This is a genomic window from Actibacterium mucosum KCTC 23349 (assembly GCF_000647975.1).
Lineage (GTDB): Bacteria > Pseudomonadota > Alphaproteobacteria > Rhodobacterales > Rhodobacteraceae > Actibacterium > Actibacterium mucosum.
In genome coordinates this window covers 217,237-238,669 of the sequence record NZ_JFKE01000001.1, presented here as the reverse complement: position 1 = coordinate 238,669, position 21,433 = coordinate 217,237, and the positions used below count along the sequence as shown (strand labels likewise).

General features: G+C 59.8%; 23 protein-coding genes and 1 tRNA gene. 7 read left to right on the top strand and 17 right to left on the bottom strand.

What is annotated here, in order from left to right; translation table 11 throughout:
* The first annotated feature begins 29 nt into the window (after nt 1-29).
* On the top strand, nt 30-2,000 hold the full coding sequence (locus ACMU_RS01135) for a sigma-54-dependent Fis family transcriptional regulator (RefSeq protein ID WP_035255363.1): 1,971 nt from the start codon (nt 30-32) through the stop codon (nt 1,998-2,000).
* Between the two features lie 105 nt (nt 2,001-2,105).
* On the opposite strand, the gene ACMU_RS01130 is transcribed toward ACMU_RS01135, so the two are convergent.
* Nucleotides 2,106-2,885 carry an ion transporter gene (locus tag ACMU_RS01130; protein WP_035255362.1) on the bottom strand — a complete coding sequence of 260 codons (780 nt, stop codon included), beginning with the start codon at nt 2,883-2,885 and terminating at the stop codon, nt 2,106-2,108.
* Between the two features lie 55 nt (nt 2,886-2,940).
* Nucleotides 2,941-3,792, bottom strand: a complete 852-nt coding sequence (locus ACMU_RS01125; protein WP_035256024.1) for an SDR family oxidoreductase — start codon at nt 3,790-3,792, stop codon at nt 2,941-2,943.
* Nucleotides 3,793-3,892: 100 nt separating this feature from the next.
* On the opposite strand from ACMU_RS01125, the gene ACMU_RS01120 reads away from it, so the two are divergent.
* From ACMU_RS01120 to ACMU_RS01110, 3 genes are all read left to right on the top strand, one after another.
* On the top strand, nt 3,893-5,374 hold the full coding sequence (locus ACMU_RS01120) for an AMP nucleosidase (RefSeq protein WP_035255361.1): 1,482 nt from the start codon (nt 3,893-3,895) through the stop codon (nt 5,372-5,374).
* Nucleotides 5,375-5,505: 131 nt separating this feature from the next.
* On the top strand, nt 5,506-5,793 hold the full coding sequence (locus ACMU_RS01115) for an HU family DNA-binding protein (protein WP_035255356.1): 288 nt from the start codon (nt 5,506-5,508) through the stop codon (nt 5,791-5,793).
* A 67-nt stretch (nt 5,794-5,860) separates the two neighbouring features.
* The gene (locus ACMU_RS01110; RefSeq protein WP_035255355.1) at nt 5,861-6,724 is read left to right on the top strand and encodes a DMT family transporter; all 864 of its coding nucleotides are present in this window, start codon (nt 5,861-5,863) and stop codon (nt 6,722-6,724) included.
* Here ACMU_RS01110 and ACMU_RS01105 read toward each other — a convergent pair.
* From ACMU_RS01105 to petA, 6 genes are all read right to left on the bottom strand, one after another.
* Entirely contained in the window at nt 6,721-7,377 is a 657-nt protein-coding gene (locus ACMU_RS01105) for an HD domain-containing protein (protein ID WP_035255353.1), read from the bottom strand. The genes ACMU_RS01110 and ACMU_RS01105 overlap by 4 nt on opposite strands.
* Entirely contained in the window at nt 7,377-8,480 is a 1,104-nt protein-coding gene (gene aroC / locus ACMU_RS01100) for a chorismate synthase (protein WP_035255351.1), read from the bottom strand. Before aroC ends, ACMU_RS01105 begins: the two co-directional genes overlap by 1 nt.
* Nucleotides 8,481-8,589: 109 nt before the next feature.
* Complete coding sequence (locus tag ACMU_RS01095; protein WP_035255349.1) at nt 8,590-9,039, bottom strand: c-type cytochrome; 450 nt, start codon at nt 9,037-9,039, stop codon at nt 8,590-8,592.
* A 175-nt stretch (nt 9,040-9,214) separates the two neighbouring features.
* Nucleotides 9,215-10,015: a cytochrome c1 gene (locus ACMU_RS01090; protein WP_035255348.1), complete on the bottom strand. Its 801-nt coding sequence runs from the start codon at nt 10,013-10,015 to the stop codon at nt 9,215-9,217.
* A 20-nt stretch (nt 10,016-10,035) separates the two neighbouring features.
* Entirely contained in the window at nt 10,036-11,349 is a 1,314-nt protein-coding gene (gene petB / locus ACMU_RS01085; RefSeq protein ID WP_035255346.1) for a cytochrome b, read from the bottom strand.
* 2 nt (nt 11,350-11,351) lie between these two features.
* On the bottom strand, nt 11,352-11,924 hold the full coding sequence (gene petA, locus ACMU_RS01080; RefSeq protein WP_035256023.1) for a ubiquinol-cytochrome c reductase iron-sulfur subunit: 573 nt from the start codon (nt 11,922-11,924) through the stop codon (nt 11,352-11,354).
* A gap of 263 nt (nt 11,925-12,187) precedes the next feature.
* Between petA and ACMU_RS01075 the strand changes: the two genes are divergently transcribed.
* Nucleotides 12,188-12,847, top strand: coding sequence for an outer membrane protein (locus ACMU_RS01075; RefSeq protein WP_035256022.1), 660 nt, complete (start codon nt 12,188-12,190; stop codon nt 12,845-12,847).
* Here the strand turns inward: ACMU_RS01075 and ACMU_RS01070 are convergent.
* Genes ACMU_RS01070 through ACMU_RS01060 form a run of 3 tightly spaced genes read right to left on the bottom strand, consistent with a single transcriptional unit; the run spans nt 12,844 to nt 14,752 of the window.
* Entirely contained in the window at nt 12,844-13,443 is a 600-nt protein-coding gene (locus ACMU_RS01070; protein WP_035255340.1) for a glutathione S-transferase, read from the bottom strand. The two genes, ACMU_RS01075 and ACMU_RS01070, sit on opposite strands and share 4 nt — an antisense overlap.
* A gap of 60 nt (nt 13,444-13,503) precedes the next feature.
* On the bottom strand, nt 13,504-14,121 hold the full coding sequence (locus ACMU_RS01065) for an FMN-binding negative transcriptional regulator (RefSeq protein ID WP_035255338.1): 618 nt from the start codon (nt 14,119-14,121) through the stop codon (nt 13,504-13,506).
* Entirely contained in the window at nt 14,111-14,752 is a 642-nt protein-coding gene (locus tag ACMU_RS01060; RefSeq protein ID WP_035256021.1) for a glutathione S-transferase, read from the bottom strand. Before ACMU_RS01060 ends, ACMU_RS01065 begins: the two co-directional genes overlap by 11 nt.
* Nucleotides 14,753-14,841: 89 nt before the next feature.
* Between ACMU_RS01060 and ACMU_RS01055 the strand changes: the two genes are divergently transcribed.
* Complete coding sequence (locus tag ACMU_RS01055; RefSeq protein WP_035255336.1) at nt 14,842-15,705, top strand: DMT family transporter; 864 nt, start codon at nt 14,842-14,844, stop codon at nt 15,703-15,705.
* On the opposite strand, the gene ACMU_RS01050 is transcribed toward ACMU_RS01055, so the two are convergent.
* From ACMU_RS01050 to dapF, 3 genes are read right to left on the bottom strand one after another with little or no spacing between them, the layout of a single operon-like run.
* The gene (locus ACMU_RS01050) at nt 15,678-16,211 is read right to left on the bottom strand and encodes a chloramphenicol phosphotransferase CPT family protein (protein ID WP_035255335.1); all 534 of its coding nucleotides are present in this window, start codon (nt 16,209-16,211) and stop codon (nt 15,678-15,680) included. The genes ACMU_RS01055 and ACMU_RS01050 overlap by 28 nt on opposite strands.
* Nucleotides 16,208-17,461, bottom strand: coding sequence for a tRNA (N(6)-L-threonylcarbamoyladenosine(37)-C(2))-methylthiotransferase MtaB (gene mtaB, locus ACMU_RS01045; protein WP_035255334.1), 1,254 nt, complete (start codon nt 17,459-17,461; stop codon nt 16,208-16,210). The genes ACMU_RS01050 and mtaB overlap by 4 nt, the downstream gene beginning before the upstream one ends.
* On the bottom strand, nt 17,458-18,297 hold the full coding sequence (gene dapF, locus ACMU_RS01040; protein WP_035255332.1) for a diaminopimelate epimerase: 840 nt from the start codon (nt 18,295-18,297) through the stop codon (nt 17,458-17,460). The genes mtaB and dapF overlap by 4 nt, the downstream gene beginning before the upstream one ends.
* A gap of 211 nt (nt 18,298-18,508) precedes the next feature.
* On the opposite strand from dapF, the gene ACMU_RS01035 reads away from it, so the two are divergent.
* Nucleotides 18,509-18,584: transfer RNA gene (locus tag ACMU_RS01035), tRNA-Lys, on the top strand.
* 274 nt (nt 18,585-18,858) lie between these two features.
* Here the strand turns inward: ACMU_RS01035 and ACMU_RS01030 are convergent.
* The 3 genes from ACMU_RS01030 to ACMU_RS01020 are packed head-to-tail and all read right to left on the bottom strand — an operon-like array spanning nt 18,859 to nt 21,404.
* On the bottom strand, nt 18,859-19,677 hold the full coding sequence (locus ACMU_RS01030; protein WP_035255330.1) for a sugar phosphate isomerase/epimerase family protein: 819 nt from the start codon (nt 19,675-19,677) through the stop codon (nt 18,859-18,861).
* A 45-nt stretch (nt 19,678-19,722) separates the two neighbouring features.
* A complete protein-coding gene (locus ACMU_RS01025; RefSeq protein WP_035255328.1) occupies nt 19,723-20,529 on the bottom strand; it encodes a carbohydrate ABC transporter permease in 807 nt (268 codons plus the stop codon).
* A complete protein-coding gene (locus tag ACMU_RS01020) occupies nt 20,526-21,404 on the bottom strand; it encodes a carbohydrate ABC transporter permease (RefSeq protein WP_035255327.1) in 879 nt (292 codons plus the stop codon). Before ACMU_RS01020 ends, ACMU_RS01025 begins: the two co-directional genes overlap by 4 nt.
* Between the last annotated feature and the right edge of the window lie 29 nt (nt 21,405-21,433).

Below are 21,433 nucleotides of genomic sequence, written 5' to 3'. Positions count from 1 at the left end.
TCTCGGAGGAACAAGGCTAGACCCACGTTATGACTGTAAAAGAGGCGACATTTTCGGATTGGGAACGCTACATCAATGATGAGCCCGGGTTTACCCCGTCCCAATTGAAACCCTATGTTCTGGCATCTTGGGAAAGATGCCGGATCTATGGGGTTGATCCGGAAACTCGGGGGTTTGATTTTGTTTCGCCAGAAAACCTGAAAGCGCGACGCGACAGTAACCTCGACCTGATCGAAACCGCTGTGCCTTACGTGGAAAACTTGTATCAAATTATCCATCATACCGGCGCAATCATCACGCTCTCGGACGCGGAAAACGTCATCATTCACGTCGACGCGCAACGTGACAGTCGTATTCTAAAACACTTTCCAAAGCTGGGCACAGATCAGTCTGAAAAGATCGCAGGATCCAATGGTATCGGCACAGCTCTTGCGGCGCGTGGTCCCGTAGAAATCGTCGGTGCGGACCATTGGTTCCGCCACAATCATAACTGGGCTTGCTATGCCGCTCCGATCAGCTATCGCGGCAGCATCATTGGCGCGCTTGATCTGACAATTCCGATTGAGCACAAACATAGCCTGTCACTGGGGTTGGTTGTCTCGGCTGTGAACGGGATCGAACGCGAATTGGAGCTAAAGAAAACCACCCGCGAACTGGCACTGATGTTGGAAGAACGGGATGCCGTGCTCTCATTGATTGAAACCGGCATCATCCTGATTGACCGTGATGGAACCGTGAAAGGTACCAATTCGGAAGTTCACAAGATTTTTCATGATGACCGTGTGTGGAAAGGGCACCCGATCGAAGATTTCTTCAAAGCAGATCGAAAACTCGGCCCCTTTGATGAAGCCGGGGTGGACTATGAGATGCGCGAAGTCAAAGCGACGGTACGGCGTAAGCCGAAATCGATGCAAGTCTCGTGCCGATTGATCATGAAGGACAACGAAGTCGCCGGTGCTGTGCTTTCTGTCCAACCCACTCAAGCCGTGCATAACTTGGTGAACCGTGTGACAGGCTCTGACGCTGCCTACAAGTTTGACGATCTCATTGGGCAGGACGCAAGTTTTAAGGAATGCCTCGAGCACGCTAGGGTCGCGTCTCATATCGACGCGAGCGTGCTGATCACAGGAGAGAGCGGCACGGGTAAGGAACTGTTCGCACAGGCAATTCACAACGCTGGATCGCGTCGAAATAAGCCTTTCATTACGGTGAATTGCGGTGCTGTTTCACGCGATCTCATGCAAGCTGAATTGTTTGGCACATCGGAAGGGCACAATAGGGCGAAAGGCAAAGTTGGCAAGTTGGAGCTGGCCAATGGCGGCACGATCTTGCTTGATGACATTCATGAATTGCCCTTGGACGTACAAGCGAAGCTATTGCAAACGTTACAAAGCGGCGAACTGAGCCGTGTCGGCAGCACGGATACGAAGCCAGTAAACGTCCGAGTGATTGCCACCTCAGTCAATGATCTGAATGTTGCGGTACGCAATCATAGGTTCCGCCAAAATCTGCTGTGTTTGATTGGCGTGTTTACGATTTCCTTACCACCTTTGAGGGCTCGGCCCACCGATATCATTCTGTTGGCGGAGAGTATGCTGCGTAGGTTTGCTGGGCCCGATTTGGTGTTTTCCCCTGCGGCGCTAGACGCTCTGTGCCAATACGATTGGTCGGGCAACATCCGCGAGCTCGGAAACGTTGTGGAGCGCGCTTACTATCTGTTTTCTTTCGAAGACCGGCTCGATTCAGAGATCGGAATTGATTTCCTGCCCATGGATCTGATGATTTCATCGTCAAGCTCAGCGTCGAACGGTGACACTCGTGAGCCTCAAGCGAGCTCAAGGGCAATAAAAGAAATGCAGCAAACCCTTCTGAAGCGTACCTTGCAAGAAAAAGCGGGCAATCTACGCCAGACGGCCCAATCGATGGGGGTTTCGCGTTCTACTGTCTATAACTTGATCGAGAAGTATAAATTGAACGTTGAAGACTATCGTTCGCATTAAACTGGCGCAATTACATCCAACTTCAGCTGGTTGTCGTGCAAATTGCATTCTGATTGCGTTGTGCCGGCAATTGGATTGAATTGCAGAAACAATTTCGTAGCTTACCTAGCTTCTCCCACCCCGCTCCAGCTTCGCCTCGATCGCTTCCAGCCGTTTGATCACCTCGTCGCGGTAGTCGTCGGTTTTCTGGGCATCTTCTTCGTGGTGGGCGTCTTGCATGGAGTTCACGATCAAGCCGACCAGCAGGTTCACAACGGCAAAGGTCGTGACCATGATGAACGGCACAAAGAATGCCCAGGCCCAGGGGAAGACCTCCATCACCGGGCGCACGATGCCCATCGACCAGCTTTCCAGCGTCATGATCTGAAACAGCGAATAGCCCGACCGTCCCAGCGTGCCGAACCATTCGGGGAAGGTGGTGCCGAACAGTTTGGTCGCCATCACCGCGCCGATATAGAAGATCAGCGTCATCAGAAGAAAGACAGACCCCATGCCGGGCAGCGCGGTGATGAACCCCTCGACCACGCGGCGCAGGCGGGGGGCCACGGTGATCACGCGCAGCACCCGCAGGATGCGTAGCGCCCGCAGAACCGAGAAGCCCTGCGTGGCCGGGATCAGCGCGATGGAGACGATGAAGAAGTCAAACAGCCCCCACGGATCGCGGAAGAACCGAAGGCCGCGGGCATAGATCTTGGCCAGGATCTCGGCCACAAAGATTGCCAGACACACCGCGTCCAAGGCTTTCAGCAGCCCCCCAAACCGCTCGGTGATCACGGCCGAGGTTTCCAGTCCAAGGATCACCGCGTTCGCGACGATGACGGAGATGATAAAATTCTGAACGAAGGTGCCCTTCAGCACCTCATCAAGTTTGGCCCGGCTGATCATGTCTGTCCTGTTCACGCATGTGTTGTGGCAGATATGCGGCGCGGGCCTTTTTCGTTCAACCGCCTTCTTGCCGCAACAGCGCCCGCAGGCCGGTATCGTAGTCGGGATAGAGCAGTTTTACGCCCAACTCTTCGCGGATGCGGTCATTTCGCACGCGTTTTGAATCGCTGTAAAAGCTGCGTGCCATGGGGCGCATCTGGGCGGTTTCAAAATCCTCCTCGGGCGGCAGAGGCAGGCCCAGAAGGTGCGCGGCATGGGCCAGCACGTCTTGCGGTGGGGCTGGATCGTTGTCGCAGACATTGTAGATGGCACCGGGGTTGGGCCGCGCAATCGAGGCCGCCAGAACCTGTGCGATGTCGTCCACATGGATGCGCGAGAACACCTGGTTTTTCTTGATGACCCGCCGCGCAGTGCCGTTGCGAATTTTTGCAAATGGGCCGCGCCCGGGGCCATAGATGCCTGCCAGCCGAAAGACATGCATAGGCAAGCCTCTGGACAGCCACGCCTCTTCCGCCACTTTGCGGGCCTTGCCGCGCTTGGTGCTGGGGGTCAATGGGGTGCTCTCATCCACCCAGCCGCCGCCATGGTCTCCGTAAACGCCGGTGGTGGACAGGTATCCGACCCATTCCAGATGCGCGGCATCGGCAAAGGCCTGCCGTTCGGTGGTAAGAACCGGGTCGCCTTGTTCACCGGGCGCGGCGGAAAGCAGAACATGCGTGGATTTGGCCACCAGCGGCGCCAGATCGGTGCCGGGCCATATGACGGCCTGCACACCGGTCGCGGTCAGGTGCGTGGCTTTTTCGGTGCTGCGAGTGGTGCCAATGATCGTCCAGCCCTGCGGCAGCAAAAGCCGTGCCAGTGCTTGCGCAGAATACCCGTGGCCGATGGAAAGCAAGGTCTTTGTCATGTCGCGGATCATCGAGCGTTGGCCGCCAAGCTTCAAGGGGGCTTGCACAGCTTCGTGAAACCATGAGATTGATCTGGCATCGATGTGAAAGGTGCCGAACATGGCCGAGAACCAGAACCTGCCGCTTAGTATCCCGCCCGCCCCGGTGCATGAAGAGTTTCGTGATGCCGCAGCTGCCGTAGATCGGTTGAAAGAGTTGTTCACCGCCGCGACCACTTTTTTGCGCACCCATTTCGAGGCGACGTTGTCCGGCACCCCGGCGCAAGCGCGCTATCGCGCCTATTACCCGGAAATTCGCATCACTACGACAACCTTCGCGCAGGTTGACAGCCGATTGAGCTTTGGCCATGTGGCCGAACCGGGCACCTATGCGGCAACCATCACGCGGCCCGACCTGTTCGAAAACTATCTGCGCCAGCAGATCGAGCTTCTGGTCACCAATCACGACGTACCCGTCAGCATCGGCCCGTCGACCACGCCCATGCCGGTGCATTTCGCCGTGGTCGGCGATCACGAGCTCAACGTGCCACAGGAAGGTGTGCTCGACTTTCCGCTGCGCGACATTTTTGATGTCCCTGATCTGTCGACCACCAATGACGATATCGTCAACGGCACCGGGTTCATGTTTGACGACGGAGCGGCATCATTGGCGCCGTTCACGGCGCAACGGATCGATTATTCGCTGGCGCGCCTGTCGCATTACACCGCCACCGCGCCCGAGCATTTTCAGAACCACGTTCTGTTCACCAACTACCAATTCTATGTCGAAGAGTTCGAGGGCTATGCCCGCAAGATGCTGGCCGATCCGAACAGCGGCTATACCGAATTTGTCGGCACCGGGAATGTGGCCATCACGCGGGCCGATCAGGTGATGGACGTGCCGGCCAAACTGCCGCAAATGCCCAGCTATCACCTCAAACGCGCCGATGGCGGCGGGATCACGCTGGTCAATATCGGGGTGGGACCGTCGAATGCCAAAACCGCAACCGACCATATCGCCGTGCTGCGCCCGCATGCGTGGCTGATGGTGGGCCACTGCGCCGGTCTGCGGAACTCGCAATCGCTGGGCGATTTTGTGCTGGCCCATGCCTATCTGCGCGAGGACAAGGTGCTGGACGACGATCTGCCGGTCTGGGTGCCGGTGCCGGCGTTGGCCGAGATCCAGATCGCGCTGGAACAGGCGGTGGCCGATGTCACGCAGCTGGAAGGTTATGAGTTAAAGCGGATCATGCGTACGGGCACCGTGGCCACGGTCGACAACCGCAACTGGGAACTGCGCGAGGTGTCGGGCCCCGTGCAGCGCCTGTCGCAATCGCGCGCCATTGCGCTGGACATGGAAAGCGCGACCATTGCCGCCAACGGGTATCGGTTCCGGGTGCCCTATGGCACGCTGCTGTGCGTGTCGGACAAACCGCTGCATGGCGAACTGAAACTGCCCGGTATGGCCAGCGAGTTTTACCGCTCCCAGGTGGCCCGCCACCTGCAGATTGGCATCTCGGCGATGGAACGTCTGCGTGGCATGCCATTGGAGCGGATTCACAGCCGGAAACTGCGAAGCTTCGAGGAAACCGCGTTTTTGTAGGCGAAAAACACCACAAAATGCGCCGAAATCACTTCGAAACCTACACAAGGCGTTGTGTCTGGCCTCAATATACCGTTAAATCTCTGGATTAGCCCCCCAATCGAGCGTGGGCAGGAATGAGGAGACCATACATGGCAAAGCCAATGACAAAAACCCAGCTGGTCGCTGCCCTGGCTGAGGAAATGGGTACTGACAAGAAAGCCGCATCGTCGGCACTGGACGCGATCACCGGCCTGATCACCAAAGAGGTGTCGGCAGGTGGCGCCGTGACGCTGCCGGGCGTGGGCAAGATCTATTGCCGCGAACGGCCCGAGCGCATGGTGCGCAACCCGGCCACCGGCGAGCAGATCAAGAAAGACGCTGACAAGGTCGTGAAAATGACCATCGCCAAAGCGCTGAAGGACAGCGTGAACGGCTGATCGGCTTGCAGCCAGATCAAAACGATTTAGGGTCGCCTTGGGCGGCCCTTTTTCATGGACGGAGCGCATGGATTTTCGATCAATCGCGATGGGGCTGGCCTTTGCCCTGATGTGGTCGTCGGCGTTTTCGTCGGCGCGCATCATCGTGGCCGACGCGCCGCCGATGTTGTCGCTGTCGCTGCGGTTCCTGCTGTCGGGGCTGATCGGCATCGCGGTTGCGCGCGCGATGGGCCAGACATGGCGCCTGACGCGCGGCCAGTGGCGCGCCACCATCGTGTTCGGGGTCTGCCAGAACGCGCTCTATCTGGGCCTGTTCTTCATCGCCATGCAAACGGTCGAGGCGTCGCTGGCGGCCATCATCGCCTCGTCGATGCCGCTGATCGTCGGGTTGGCCGGCTGGCTGATCTATGGCGAGCGGATCGGGCGGCTGGGCATCGTGGGACTGATCGCCGGTTTGGGCGGGGTATTGATGATCATGGGCACCCGCCTTTCGGGCGGGGTTGATCCGGTGGGGATCGGGTTGTGCCTGATCGGTGTGCTGGCGCTGAGCTTTGCCACGCTGGCCGTGCGCGGCGCCAGTTCCGGCGGCAACGTGGTGATGGTGGTGGGTCTGCAGATGCTGGTGGGTTCGGCCTGTCTGGCGGTGGCTGGCTTTGTGCTGGAAAGCCCGGACTTCACCCCGTCATGGACGCTGGCGGCGGCCTTTGCCTATACCACGTTGGTGCCGGGCCTGCTGGCTACGCTGGTATGGTTCTGGCTGGTGGGCCGCATTGGCGCCGTGCGTGCGGCGACCTTCCACTTTCTGAATCCGTTCTTTGGCGTGGCCATCGCGGCGGTTCTGCTGGGCGAGACAATGACCGCGCTGGACGTTGTGGGCGTTGTGATCATCACCTTCGCCATTCTGGCCGTGCAGCTGTCGAAACAGCGTTAGGTCAGCCAGTTTTCTGGCAGATCGCGCCCCAGCTCGCGTGCAAGCTGCCGCAGATAATCCTGCATGAAGCTCAGGCGTGTTTCCGCCATCGCGCGGCCTGCGTCGGTCAGCATGCCGTCGCGCAGGCCAAGCAGTTTGATCCGCCAGTGGTCGATGGCGAACGGCCCGTCATCCAGCTCGCGCCCTTCCGCAAAGGGATCGCCGGGGTCATAGATCGCCTGACCCAACCCGGCCGAAACCCGAAACGCCCGCGCAATGCCGATGGCACCAATGGCATCCAGCCGGTCGGCGTCGCGCAGAATGGCGGCCTCGATGCTTTCCACCGGCAGAGCGGCGGAATAGCTGTGTGCGGCGATAGCGTGCTGGGCTTTGGCAATCTCTGCGTCTGCAAAGCCCAGACCCGCCAGTACCGGCGCCGCAGCCGCGGCCGACATGCGCGAGGCATTGGCGCGGTCGGGGCTGTTTTTGGGCACGTTCACGAGGTCATGCAGATAAGCGGCCGCCAGCAGCACGCGGATGTCACCGCGCCCTTCGGCCTTTGCGATGGCCTGCACGGTGACCCAGACGCGATCCAGATGCGCAAGGTCGTGGCCGGGGTCCACCGCCATCTCGGCGGTCACATTCGCCCGCAGGGCCGCGCGCAGCGCCTCCATCAGCCGATGGCGCCGCGATTGCCGCCGATCTGGCCGCGATGCAGCAACACGTGGTCCAGCAGCACACAGGCCATCATCGCCTCGCCCACCGGCACCGCGCGGATGCCGACGCAGGGGTCGTGGCGGCCTTTGGTGATAATCTCGGACGCGTCACCCGATTTGGTGATGGTCTGGCGGGTCTTCAGGATCGACGAGGTGGGTTTGACCGCGAACCGCACCACCACATCCTGACCGGTGGATATCCCGCCCAAAATACCGCCCGCATGGTTGGACGAATAAACCGGCTGACCGTCATTGCCCATGAAGATCTCGTCGGCGTTTTCCTCGCCCGTCAGTTCGGCGGCGGCCATGCCTTCGCCGATTTCCACACCCTTCACCGCGTTGATCGACATCATCGCGGCGGCAAGATCGGTGTCCAGCTTGCCATAGATCGGCGCACCCAGTCCGGCCGGCAGACCTTTGGCCACAACTTCGACCACGGCGCCAACCGAGTTGCCCGATTTGCGCAGTCCGTCCAGGTATTCGGCCCATTCGGTGGCGGCAACAGCATCGGGTGTCCAGAACGGGTTCTGTTCGATCTGGGCGGCGTCAAACCGGTCGCGATCTACTTTGTGCGGGCCGATCTGCACCATATAGCCGGTGATCGCGATTCCCGGCACCAGCGCGTCCAGCGCGGCACGCGCCACACCACCAGCGGCCACCCGCGCGGCGGTTTCGCGGGCCGACGACCGGCCACCGCCGCGATAATCGCGGATCCCGTATTTCTGCCAATAGGTGATGTCGGCATGACCGGGGCGAAACTTCTCGGCAATCTCGGAATAATCTTTGGACCGCTGATCGGTGTTCTCGATCATCAGCTGGATCGGTGTGCCGGTGGTCTGGCCTTCGAACACACCCGACAGGATGCGCACCGCATCCGGTTCGCGCCGCTGGGTGGTGAACTTGTTCTGGCCCGGTTTGCGCTTGTCCAGCCAATGCTGCAGCATCGCCTCGTCTACCGCCACGCCGGGCGGGCAACCATCCACCGTGGCACCCAGGGCGGGCCCGTGGCTTTCACCCCAGGTGGTGACGCGGAAAAGATGGCCAAACGAATTCATGCTCATGGGGCGGGATCCTCTGTTCGCTGGGGGAATACAGGGGTGCGCGCCAACCCGCAAGCATGACAAGGGCCGCCCGATGAAACGGACGGCCCGAAATCAGATCAGCGCCGGATTATTCGGCCGGGTTGGCCAGCCCAAACAGGAAGGCATAGAGGTTGGCGGCATCCTCTTCCTTGCGCAGCTTGAAGGTCATTTTCGAGCGTGCCTTGGAATTGTCGGTCGCCTCGCGCAGGTAACCGGTGGGGTCCATGGTGAAGGCGGCAAAGGTCTCTTCGTTCCAGGCCAGGCCAGCTTCGCCAGCGGCGATCATGTCCTTGGAGTATTTGAAGCCCTCAACGGTGCCCAGCGTGCGGCCAGCAACGTTGTACAGGTTCGGGCCGGTTTTGGCTTTCTTGCCAGCCAGCGTGTTGCCCTCGTCATCGACAACCACGTGGCACGAGATGCACTGACGGAACGCTTTTTCGCCGGCTTCGGCGTCGCCTGCGGTGGGCGCGTGACCGTCGGCGAATGCCGGGGTGGTGAATGCTGCAACAGCAGCAGCGGCTACAAAATGAAATTTCATCTGGGGTCTCCCTGAACAATGGCTGAGGGCAAAGTACCGGGCGGTTTGCAAAGATCAAACCCTCTTACGCGAATGTGAGCGAGTTTTGACTGAACCGCGACGACATGCCTCTGCCCTGTAACGCAAAAAGGCGGACCCTAGGGCCCGCCTTCTAAAACCGCTGAATGCGATTTGATTAGTCTTTCTTTTTGCCTTTGACCGGACCCCAGATGCGCTTGTTGGTCAGGTACAGCAGCACCGACAGAAGCACCAGGAACACAACGCCGGTCAGACCGGCCTGCTTGCGTGCCATCATCTTGGGTTCGGCGGTCCACATCAGGAACGAAGCGGTGTCCTCTGCGATGTGGTGCAGCGAGTTGTCGTGGCCATCGTCAAAATCAACGTCTTCACCGTAAAGCGGCGGGGCCATCGAAATCCAGCCACCCGGGAAGGCGGTGTTTTCGTAGAAGATGGTGCCTGCCTCTTCCTTCTCCTCACCGGTGTAACCGGTCAGGATCGAATAGATGTACTCGGCGCCACCCATACCCTGGAACAGCTGAGCAAGACCCGTGCCATACGGGCCATGGAAGCCAGCGCGCGCTTTGGCCATCAGGCTGAGGTCCGGGGCGCCTGCACCGGTCACATCTGGGAAGTGGTCCGTCGGTGTGGCCGGGCGGAAGTCGCCTTCGCCGTCCAGCAATTCGGGATCCCAAACCTCGAAGTTGTCGGATGCATAGGCGCGAACTTCGGCCTTGCTGTAATGCGGGCCACCTTCGTCGGACAGCGTACGCAGAGGCACAAACTTCAGGCCGTGGCAGGCTGCACAGATTTCGGTGTAAACCTTCAGGCCGCGGCGCAGCTGTTCCTGATCGTAGGTGCCGAACGGACCTTCGAACGAGAACTGGTGGTCGTGAATGTGACCTTCGCCACCGGCTGCAAATGCACCACCGGTCAGCGCCAGCGCGGTGGCCGCCGAAAGGGTGAGTGTCTTGATCATCGTCTTGATCCTCTTCTCTCTTATTCGGCCGGCTTGCCGTAATGGGCGTTGAAGTCTTCTTCGACGGTTTCGGGCTGCTTGGTCGGCTTCTCGATCACGCCCAGAAGGGGCAGCAGGACCAGGAAGTAGGCGAACCAATAGGCAGATCCGATCAACGAAATCGTGCCATAGATGCCTTCGGCAGGGCGTGCACCAACCCACATCAGAACGATGAAATCGACGCATAGCAGGCGGAACCACCATTTGAACATCGGGCGGTACTTGCCCGACCGGACCGAGCTGGTGTCCAGCCACGGCGCCAGGGCCATAACCGCGATGGCGCCGAACATGGCCAGCACGCCAAAGAACTTGGCATCGATGATCCCGAACGAGATCCACTGAACGAACTGCACAGCCCAGACATCGGCGGTGAAGGCCCGCAGGATGGCGTAGAAGGGCAGGAAGTACCATTCGGGCACAATATGCGCCGGCGTCGCCAGGGCGGTTGCCTCGATATAGTTATCGGGGTGGCCCAGATAGTTCGGCATGAAGCCGACAATCGCGAAGAACACCACCAGAACCACGGCCAGCGCGAACACGTCCTTGATCACGAAATAGGGCCAGAAGGGTACAGTGTCTTTCTTGGCCTCGTCTTTCGAGCCGCGGCGCACCTCAACCCCAGAGGGGTTGTTGTTGCCCGTGGTGTGGAAGGCCCAGATATGCACGGCGACCAGCGCCGCAATCACGAAGGGCAGCAGGTAGTGCAGCGAGAAGAAGCGGTTCAGCGCCGACTGGCCAACCGCGCCCGCACCCAACAGCCAGGTCTGGATCGCCTCGCCCACGAACGGGATTGCGCCGAACAGGCCGGTGATCACTGCGGTGCCGTGGAACGACATCTGACCCCAAGGCAGCACATAGCCCATGAAGGCGGTGCCCATCATCAGCAGGTAGATCAGCATGCCGATGATCCACGTGATCTCACGCGGGGCCTTGTAGCTGCCGTAGAACAGGCCACGGAAGATGTGCAGGTAGACGGCAAAGAAGAACAGCGACGCGCCGTTCATGTGAACATAGCGGATCATGTGGCCGCCATTTACGTCGCGCATGATGTGCTCGACCGAGGCAAAGGCCATATCAACATGCGGTACATAGTGCATCACCAGAACAATGCCGGTTGCGATTTGCAGAACCAGGCAGAATGCCAACACGATGCCCCAGATCCACATCCAGTTTAGGTTCTTGGGAGTGGGGATCATCAGGGTGTCGTAGGCAAGGCTGACCACGGGCAGGCGCTCGTGCAGCCACTTTTCAAAGCCGGATTTCGGTTCGTAATGGTCGTGGGGAATACCAGCCATCTTTATTCCTCCTCCTTGCCCAGGATAAGTTCTTCGCCGTCAAACCGGGCAAACGGAACGGGCAGGTTTTCGGGGGCCGGACCTTTGCGGATGCGGCCGGATGTATCGTAGTGCGAACCGTGGCAGGGGCAGAACCAGCCGCCGAACTCGCCAGCGCCGTCACCCAGGGGCACACAGCCCAAGTGCGTGCATACACCCATCATAACCAGCCATTCGCCGCCTTCATCCAAGGCGCGGTTGGCGTCTGCGGCGTCGGCTGTGTCCAGACCGTTGTCGTTGCGCGCGTTGTTGTCGATCAGAGTGTCCAGTTCGACATCCTGCGCAGCGGCAATCTCTTCTTCGCTACGGCGGCGGATAAAGACCGGTTTGCCCTGGAACATAACCGTCAGCTGCGTTCCAACGGCAACGTCAGCGACCGACACGCGGATCGAGCTGAGCGCGCGCACGTCGGCGGACGGGTTCATCTGGTTGACCATCGGCCAAACAGCTGCACCAGCCGTCACCGCACCTGCCCCGGCGGTAGCATAATATAGAAAATCGCGGCGGGTGCCTTCGTGGTCGTCAGTCTGCGTCACGAACATTCTCCATCTTGAGTCCCCGTGTCAGCGCGCGCAGCAATTAAGCCAAAAACACGCCGTTTGCGCGGGTATTAGACCCTAAGGCCCGGTGCGTCCAGCATGATTGCGCCCCCCTGCGGCAATTGGCCGGTCTGAATCAGGGCATTTTCGCCTTACGTGCCGAATTGTCGCGCTGATGTATTGTGAAGGTTAAGCCCATTGAAACCCGCCTCTGTGCACCTTACCCTTAAGACAACGCGCAAAGTTCCATGGATTACGGCATGAAAACCGCTCTCTTAGCTACGACCGCAGCGATTGGTGTTGCAGTTGCATCCACTCCGGCACAGGCCGAGTTTGAGCTCAGCTTCTTCACCGGTACGCAATCCGCCCCGCACAGTGACGTGTCAGGGAACGATCCCACAGGTTTGGGCGCGTTTGACTTCAACTCCGGCTGGGACGGGGAATCGTTCAAACCCGCACCTTATTACGGCTTCCGCGCGATGTGGTGGCAGAACGAAAACCTTGGTTATGGCACCACCTTTACGCATTCCAAGATCGTTGCAGATTCTGCTGATCAGGCCGCGAACGGGTTCAACCGGCTTGAATTCACCGACGGGCTGAACTTTTTGACCGCCAACGTCTTTTATCGCTGGCCCGAGGCGCAGCGCCGCTGGACGCCATATGTCGGCGCAGGCTTGGGCGTCGCACTGCCGCATGTCGATATCGACACGGGCACAAGCCGCACGTTCGAATACCAGTATGCCGGCCCGACTGTTCAGGTTAATGCCGGCATCAGCTATGCACTGAACGATCGCTGGTCGATCTTTGGCGAGTATCAGGGCAACTATACGTCGATTGACGTTGACCTGAACGGCGGCGGGTCGTTGAAGACCGATGTGATCACCAACGCCCTGAATGCCGGTGTAAGCCTGCGATTCTAACCCTGCGGGACCGTGGCCTGCATTGCAGGCCGCGCCGAGAAGGCTTCAAACCAGGCAGTTAGCTGCGGGCGTTCTGCGCGCCAATCGCGTGAGCCATGGCGGAAGTCGATATATGCCAGCGCGCAAGCCACGGCGATCTGCCCGATATCCAGTGGCCCTGCCAAATGGCTCATCCACCGATCCTCGATAGCGTCCAACGAACGGGTAACCTTTTCCCACTGGGCCTCGACCCATTCTGCTGACCGCTGATCCTCTGCACGGCAGCGGGTTTCATAGATCATCAGGATTGCCGCATCGCAAATGCCATCGGCCGTCGCCTCCAGCGTCAGTGCCTCGTACAGACGCGCTTCGGGATACATGCCGTGCGCCTCTCCAAGAAAGCGGCAGATTACGGCGCTGTCGTAAATCGCAGGGCCGTCTTCGCGTTCCAGAGCCGGAATTTTACCCAGCGGGTTATGCGCCAACGGCATTTGCTCGCTGGCCAGGGGGTGACCACCGGCTGCGACCATCTCGACATCATCAATTTGGCCAGTTTCGTGCAGCAACACGGCTACCTTGCGCACAAACGGCGAGGCGGGTGCGGAATAAAGTTTCATGGCGTCCTCCAAGTTCGCTGGCCGAAGCCTAGCGTGAGTTGTTGACAGGGTGAACGGGCGTTACTGCAAAGCCGCGCGCATCAATTGTGCAAGACGTTGCAGTTCCATGCCGCGGCGCCCCTCGGTGACCCGGTTGATTGCGGCTTGGCGAACGGCGTCGTCCTTGTTCTGATTCAGCTTCCATGTGCCATCCACCGAATCGATGTGCAGCCGCAGGGGGACAATCATCCGCATCATCTTGGCCAGCGCAGCACCTGACATCTTGTCCATCTTCCATTCCGGCTTGGGTGCCAGGTCGCGTTCGAAATGAGCGGACAGCCGGGTTAGCAGATCGGGCATCTCGGCACCTGGGCGCGTCTCCAACTTTCCACGCAGATGCACGGCAACATAATTCCATGTGGGCACCTGATCATCGATCCCGTACCAGTCGGGCGAAACATAGCCGTGCGGCCCCTGAACCGCGATCACCCCTCGTGCAGGCAGCTCAGCCCGCGCGATGGGGTTAGAGCGGACAAGGTGCAGGTCGGCTGATTTGCCATCCTCTGCCAGCAGAAACGGTACATGCGCCAGCATCGGACCGTCGGCACCGTTGATCGACAAGCAGCCGAACGACTGCGCGTCGGCAAATTGCAGGTTCTGGTCCGGCGGCGTTTTGCGGAAAACGGGATTAGGATGCATCGTAACCCTTCGGAAAGATGGTGGGCGCATCGCCTTCCGCCCATTGTGGATATTTCGACATGATTGCAGCCAGGCGGTCCGAGGCCAAAAAGCGTTCCAGCCAACCCTGAACACCGGGCAGGGCCAGCCCGTCAAACCACGGCTTGTCGACCATCGCGAATTGCCGGACGAAGGGTAAAATAGCCATGTCGGCAAGGGTCGGCGCGGGACCAAACAACCAAGGGGCACAAAGGCGTGGCTCTATATCGTTGAGGATTGCGACGGCTCGATCACGTTCGGTCATTGGGTCAATGCCGGCGTAACGGTTTGGGTATTTGTAGTGGTCCAGTGCCGACTTGAAATCGGAATCGAACCGGTTAATCAGCGCATGCCCGTCTGTGGGCATCGTCAGCCACGCTTCTGGGTCATTCTTCTTCAGCGCCCAAAGCATGATGTCGAAACTTTCGTCGATCACTTCGTCGCGCGTCTTCAGACAAGGCACCGTGGCCGAAGCCGACGCGGCAAGAAACGCCTCTGGCTTGTCCCTTAGCACGACTTCGCGCAATTCCACGGGCACGCCGGCACTGGCAAGTGCCAGACGCGCACGCATGGCATACGGGCAACGGCGAAAGGAATAGAGGATCGGTTTCATATGTGGAAACTTCTGCCCTCCGTCATGCGGTTGCAACATCGCACCGATAGTGTTAGCGCAAACATTGTAGAGATTTTTGTGGGGATACAATGGGTATCGTATTGCGGCTGCTGGCCGCCGGTCTGATCGTGGCCATGTCGGCCTGTGTGCACTGGGCGGCAAAATCCGCACCGATCGGGCAGATCATGTTCTGGCGGTCGGCCGTAGCGCTGATCCCTATCCTTGCCTATCTCGCGTTGCGCGGCCAACTGGCGACCTTACGAACAAAACGCCCGATGGCCCACGCGACACGCGGTGTTTTCGGTGCGTTCTCAATGCTTTGCTCGTTCGTGTCCTTTGCCTATCTGTCTGTCGGCACGGCGCAGGCGCTGGCCTATCTGGCCCCTTTGCTGACGCTGCCCCTTGCGCGCCGAATGCTGGGCGAGGTGCTTTCCCCGCATCTATGGATTGCAACCATTGTGGGGTTTTGCGGGGTACTGCTGTTTCTGGCGGATGACTTGCACGCGCCGCAGGGGCTGGCAATGCTGGGCATCGCCGCCGGGCTGACCTATGCCGCCACGATGGCATTTGTGCGCGTGCATATCAAAGAGATGACGGTCAGCGAAAGCCCCGGCGCGATTGCCTTCTATTTTGCGTTGCTTGTCATGGGGTTATCTGCCTTTTCCGCGCCGTTTGGCTGGGCAGAACTGCGGGGCGAAACCTTGCTGGCGCTGTGTTGCGCGGGGGTTCTGGGCGGGTTGGCCCATATCGCCTCGGCCGAGGCAGTGGCCCGCGCGCCGGTGTCTGTGCTGGCCCCGTTCGACTATTCCGGCATCCTGTGGGCGCTGGGGTTCGACGTGTTGCTTTTCGCCTATGCCCCTGGAAATTGGGAGTTTTTGGGCGCGGTCGCCATTCTGGTCGCCGCCGCAGTGACCCTTGCAGGTGGCTATCGAAAGAAGGCGCCGGGGGGCTGAAAGCCCTCCCATTTTTCCAGCAGGATCCCGGCATTCGCGGCCGCATCCCTTTGCCCGTCAAGCGTCAGGTCATAGTCTAAGCCATTGTGAATATTATGGTAATCCGCCTCGGCGCTGCCTTTGGGCCGGTCGCCCCGCGCGGCTTCGCGGGTCTGCAGCACCGACAGGGGGGTGTGCAGCGCGACAAAGAACACAGCGTGATCGCGCAGGATCTGTTGCAGGTCTGCATGCCAGCAATCGGTGTCCAGGATATGTTCCACGATCAGGTTGTTGCCTGCATCAGCAAAGGCGCCAACCGCCCGGTGGAACCCGTCAAAGAACGCCGCGCGGTGGTCGCGCCACCGCACGCCTTTGGCGGCATAGCTGCCCACATCCAGCGCGCCGCTGTCGCGCAGATGGTCGATCGAGAGGTGCATCAGGGGGGTCGGCGATTGCACCCCAACCTGTTGAATAAGCGTAGATTTGCCGCTGCTCGAGGCGCCGTGCAGGAACAGGACGCGGCTCATGCCAGCAACTGGTGCCCAGCGGTGCCGGTGATGGTGGCCGCCACGATCTGGCCCTCGGGCTGGTCGGTGCCAAAGCTCACTTCGGTAAACTGCTCGGTCCGGCCCATGCGCGGGTTTTCCAGCAGAACCTGATGCGTTTTGCCGACCTGCGCGGCAAGGTGGCGGGTGACCTGTGCATCGCCGGCGGCGCGCAGCTGCGCGGCGCGGGTTTTGATGGCGCGCCCGTCCACTTGTGGCATGCGCGCGGCGGGGGTGCCGGGGCGCGGTGAGTAGGGAAAGACGTGCAGCCAGGTCAGATCGCAATCGGCCACTAGTTTAACGGAGTTTTTAAACATTGCCTCGGTCTCAGTAGGGAAACCTGCAATTATGTCGGCGCCAAAGGTGATGTCGGGGCGCAGCTGCCGGGCCTGGGCGCAAAAGGCAATCGCATCATCACGCAGGTGGCGGCGTTTCATCCGTTTCAGGATCATGTCGTCGCCCGCCTGCAGGCTGAGATGCAGATGCGGCATCAGGCGCGGCTCGGTCGCGATGGCCAGCATCAGGTTGTCATCCGCCTCGATCGAATCGATCGAGCTGATGCGCAGGCGCGGCAGATCGGGCACCAGCCGCAGGATGCGCATCACCAGATCGCCCAGCCGCGGTTCCCCCGGCAGATCGGCGCCCCAGCTGGTCAGATCCACCCCGGTCAGCACCACCTCGTTATAGCCGCGATCCACCAGCCGCTTGATCTGATCCACCACAACCCCCGCCGGGACCGATCGCGAGTTTCCGCGACCATAGGGGATGATGCAAAACGTACAGCGATGGTCGCACCCGTTTTGCACCTGCACATAGGCGCGGCTGCGGGTGCCGAAACCGTCGATCAGATGCCCGGCGGTCTCGGTGACCGACATGATATCGTCGACCTGCACCTTTTCGGTCTGACCGATGAAATCGGCGGCCATACCGGCCCATGTTTCAGGCTGCATCTTCTCGGTATTGCCGATCACCAGGTCAACCTCGTCCATTTGGGCAAATGTCTGTGGCTCGGTCTGGGCGGCGCAGCCGGTGACGATCAGGCGCGCATCGGGGTTGTCGCGGCGCAGCTTGCGGATCTCTTGGCGGGCCTTGCGCACGGCCTCGGATGTGACGGCGCAGGTGTTAATTACCACGGCATCACCCATGCCGGCCTCGGCGGCCAGCTCTTTCATCGCCTCGGTCTCATAGGCGTTCAGGCGGCAACCCAGCGTGGTGAATTTGGGCGGGTTCACTTTGCCGCCTCGAGGAAGTCGCGGGTGAAATGGCCCGAGAAGACATGCATCGTGGGCCCAGTCATCCAGACGCCATCGTCGCGCCAGTCGATGGCGATCTGCCCGCCATCGAGGTCAATCTTGACGCTGCGCCCGGTCAACCCGCGCCGCGCCGCCGCCACGGCCACCGCGCAAGAGGACGAGCCCGAGGCCATGGTGATGCCCGTGCCGCGTTCCCACACCCGCATGCGCAGGTGGTCGGGGCCGAGGACATGGGCGAACTGCACATTGGTGCGTTCAGGAAACAGCGGGTGATGCTCGATTTCAGCGCCGCGGGTGGCCAGATCCACCGCCTCGGCATCATTAACGAAGAAGGTGCAATGCGGGTTACCCATACCAGTGGCCGTGGGCGCACCGGCGATGGGCAGTTCCAGCGTATCCATCGCACGCGCCAAAGGCACCTGATCCCAGTTCAGCAGGGGCGCACCCATATTGACCGAGGTCAGCCCGCCACCTGCATCACGCGCCGCCAAAACACCACGCTCGGTCCGCAGGGTCAGCGCGTCGCGCCCGGTCTCATCCATCAGGTGCCGCGCGATACAGCGTGTGGCATTGCCGCACGCCGCCGAAAGCGAGCCGTCAGCATTGTAAAAAGTCAGGTTGGCATCTGTATTGTCGCCCGGCGTGATCACCGCCAACTGGTCGAACCCCACGCCCATATGGCGGTGCGCGATGGCCACCACCTGCGCATCGGTCAACGGGCGATCCTCGACGCGCGCGTCGATCACCACGAAGTCGTTGCCAAGCCCGTGCATTTTCATGAAGGGCAGGCCAGAGGGGCCGGTTGTCTGTTGCATGGGCGGCCATATAGCCGTTGCACGGGCGCAAATCCAGAGGTGCGCGCCATTCGGTCCAAAAGCGATGCACCAGCCATGTTCCCACAACGGCCGACATTGCGGATTTAGGCATGTTCAGCACGCATTGCCGCATCCCGGAATTTCTGCCAAGAAATTCGCCAAATGGGGCTTGACCCCCCGCCGCAGTTCTCATAATCAGCAGGCCTCATGTGGGCCGTTAGCTCAGTTGGTAGAGCAACTGACTTTTAATCAGTGGGTCGCAGGTTCGAATCCTGCACGGCTCACCACTGAACTTCCAAGAGTGTAAACGATGAAGCCGGTGGTTCCGACGGTGGCCGTTGGAATTTTGCCCGTCTGACGTGACGTTTGGGGGCCGGCTCCGTGCCGGACGTCTGCACTAAAGTGGCCAAAATATCCGGTTGCCTGACAATGTCGGTAAAACGCAAACCCGCCTTGGATCTGCATAGTCACCATGCCGCAATGTCCGTCCTGCGCATCGCCCAGAACGGAATCAGTGGGTTCACTTGAGTACCGCGGCTTTTCGGCACCAATTTGCCAACTTTACTGCGCCAGGCCAGTGTTCTGCAGGAAGGCCATGGAACGCTCTACGCTTTGGTCGCCATAGACTTCGATAATGAGCCTTGGGTTGCTGGTCAGCTGCCCAATGGCACGAAAGACGGCCTGCCAACGAATGGTTCCTTCGCCAAGCGCCCAATGGCGATCTGCATAGCCGTCTGCATCTTGCAGGTGCACATGTTGCAACGCATCGCTAGCCGCCTTGATGAAGTAATCAACGGGCGGGGCACCGCAGGCACCGTGGGCATAGTGGGCATGGCCTGTATCAACCGAGATCTGCAACGCGCTTGAGCCCAGGGACGCCGCCAGCTCCACCCGGAAATGCGGGTCTATGTCGCCGATATTCTCCAGCACAAGCGTTGTTCCAACCTCTTCAGCGCGCTTCACCACGGGGGCCATGGTGGTTTGAAACCGCTCAAAAATGCCTTCCCTGGCATTGGGGTAGTGCATGATGTTGCGATGATCCCATTCGAGGTAGGGGCTGTGCACCACCATATGCGTGCTGCCCAAGGCCTCGCAAACGCCGAGCGCCTTGAACATGCGGTCGTGGATCACCTCGCGGATCATCGGATCCCATGTGGCCAGCGGCAGATCCCAGAACGGGCCGTGAATGCCGTGCCGGCCCCCATAGCCGTCAAGCGCCTTTTTGGACTGTTCGACCAAGGCGGTGTAGTCACTGTCCAGGGTCTGCGGGTTGTGAAAGTCTTGCAATTCAAGATCGCGGTCGTGCCCAAACATGACGTCGCGCATCTCGATAAATTGCGCAAGCGACAGGGCCGCGCCGACGATGGGAAGATCAGACATGAGTTGGTCCTTTCAGGGCGCTGGCACAATGCGGCGCGATGGGTGTTACTTGATGCCTGCGCGCATGAAGCTCTGCACGAACTGGCGTTGAAAAAGAAGGAAAGCGATCAGAAGCGGGCCCGAAGTCATCAATGTCGCTGCATTGATCACCGACCACTGAATGCCGCTATCGGTTACGGCAAAGATCGACAGGCCCACGGTTAATGGGCGGGTTTCCACCGAATTCGTGACGATCAAAGGCCAGACAAAATTGTTCCAGTGGTGGCTGACCGAGACCAGCCCGTAAGCAAGGAATGTCGGCTTGGCCAGGGGGATATAGACCCGCCACAGGATGCCCAGATAGCTGCATCCTTCGACCCGCGCGGCGTCGTCCAGCTCTTTCGGAACGGTCATGAAGGTCTGGCGCAGCAGGAAGATACCAAAGGCCGAGGCCACGTAGGGTAGGCCAATTGCCGTGATCGTGTCGATCAGGCCCAGCTGGCTCATCGTGCGGTAGTTTTCCACGATCAGGATGTCGGGCATGATCAAAAGCTGCATCAGCACCAGCGCGAACATCAGGCCCTTGCCCCGAAACGTGAACCGCGCAAAAGCAAAGGCGGCCAGCGTGCACAAGGTGAACTGCGCGGCGACAATGCCCGTGACCAGGATCATCGTGTTCAGGAAATAGCGTGCAAACGGCGCCTCGGACCAGGCCTGAACAAAGTTCTGCAACGTCAATGGTGCGAAAGGTTCGAACCGGGTTTCGAACTCTGCAGGGTGAAACGCGGTCCAAACGGCATAGGCCAGCGGCAAAAGCCAAAACATCGCCAGCATCCAGGCGGCCGTGGTGTTCAGGGCGCGATCATAGCTCATTTGTAATGCACCCTCCGGTCAAAGAGGAAGAACTGGCCAATCGCAAGCAGGATCAGAACCGCGATCATCACGACGGTCAGGGTCGCGGCATAGGCGGTGTCCCAATAATCGAACGCCACTTCGTAGATGTAGAACAGCAAAAGCGAAGAGGCATTATTTGGCCCACCTTCGGTCATGACAAAGATGTGGTCCACCAACCGGAAGGAGTTGATTACCGCGTTGATCGATACAAACAGGGTTGTCGGCATCAACAGCGGAAACAGGACCCGGCGGAAATAGTACCACCGCGACGCGCCTTCGATATCGGCCGCCTCGCGCAAGCTAGGCGGGATGGTCTGCAGCGCGGCAAGATAGAAGATCATGAAGAACCCCGCCTCTTTCCAGACTGCCACGGCGATCATCGAATAAAGCGCGGTGTCGGGCGAGCCCATCCAGTTTTGTTCGGGCAGGCCAAAAAGGCCGCGGATCTGGTCGATCAGGCCAAAGCCGGGGGTATAGAAAAACAGCCAGATATTGGCCACAGCGATCAGCGGCAGAACGGTGGGGGTGAAATAGGCCATGCGCAGAAAGCCGCGCCCGCGCAGCTTGTCATTGACCCAAAGCGCCATGGCCAGCGAAAGGATGATCGACAACGGGATCGTCCAGACCGCGTACCAGAAGTTATTGGCCAGAACCTTCCAGAACACATCGTCCAAAAGCAGCGTCTGATAGTTGTCCAGCCCGATCCACACCGCTTTGCGCCGTCCGCGCGGCGTGGAATAGAACGAGTTCACGATGGTCTGCACTGCCGGATAGTGGGTGAAGGTGATCAACAGAACCATGGCCGGGCTGAGCATCAGCCATGCATAGATCCATTGTCGGCGTGCGGTTTCCATCGGGGATTTCCTGAGCGGTGAACCCTGCC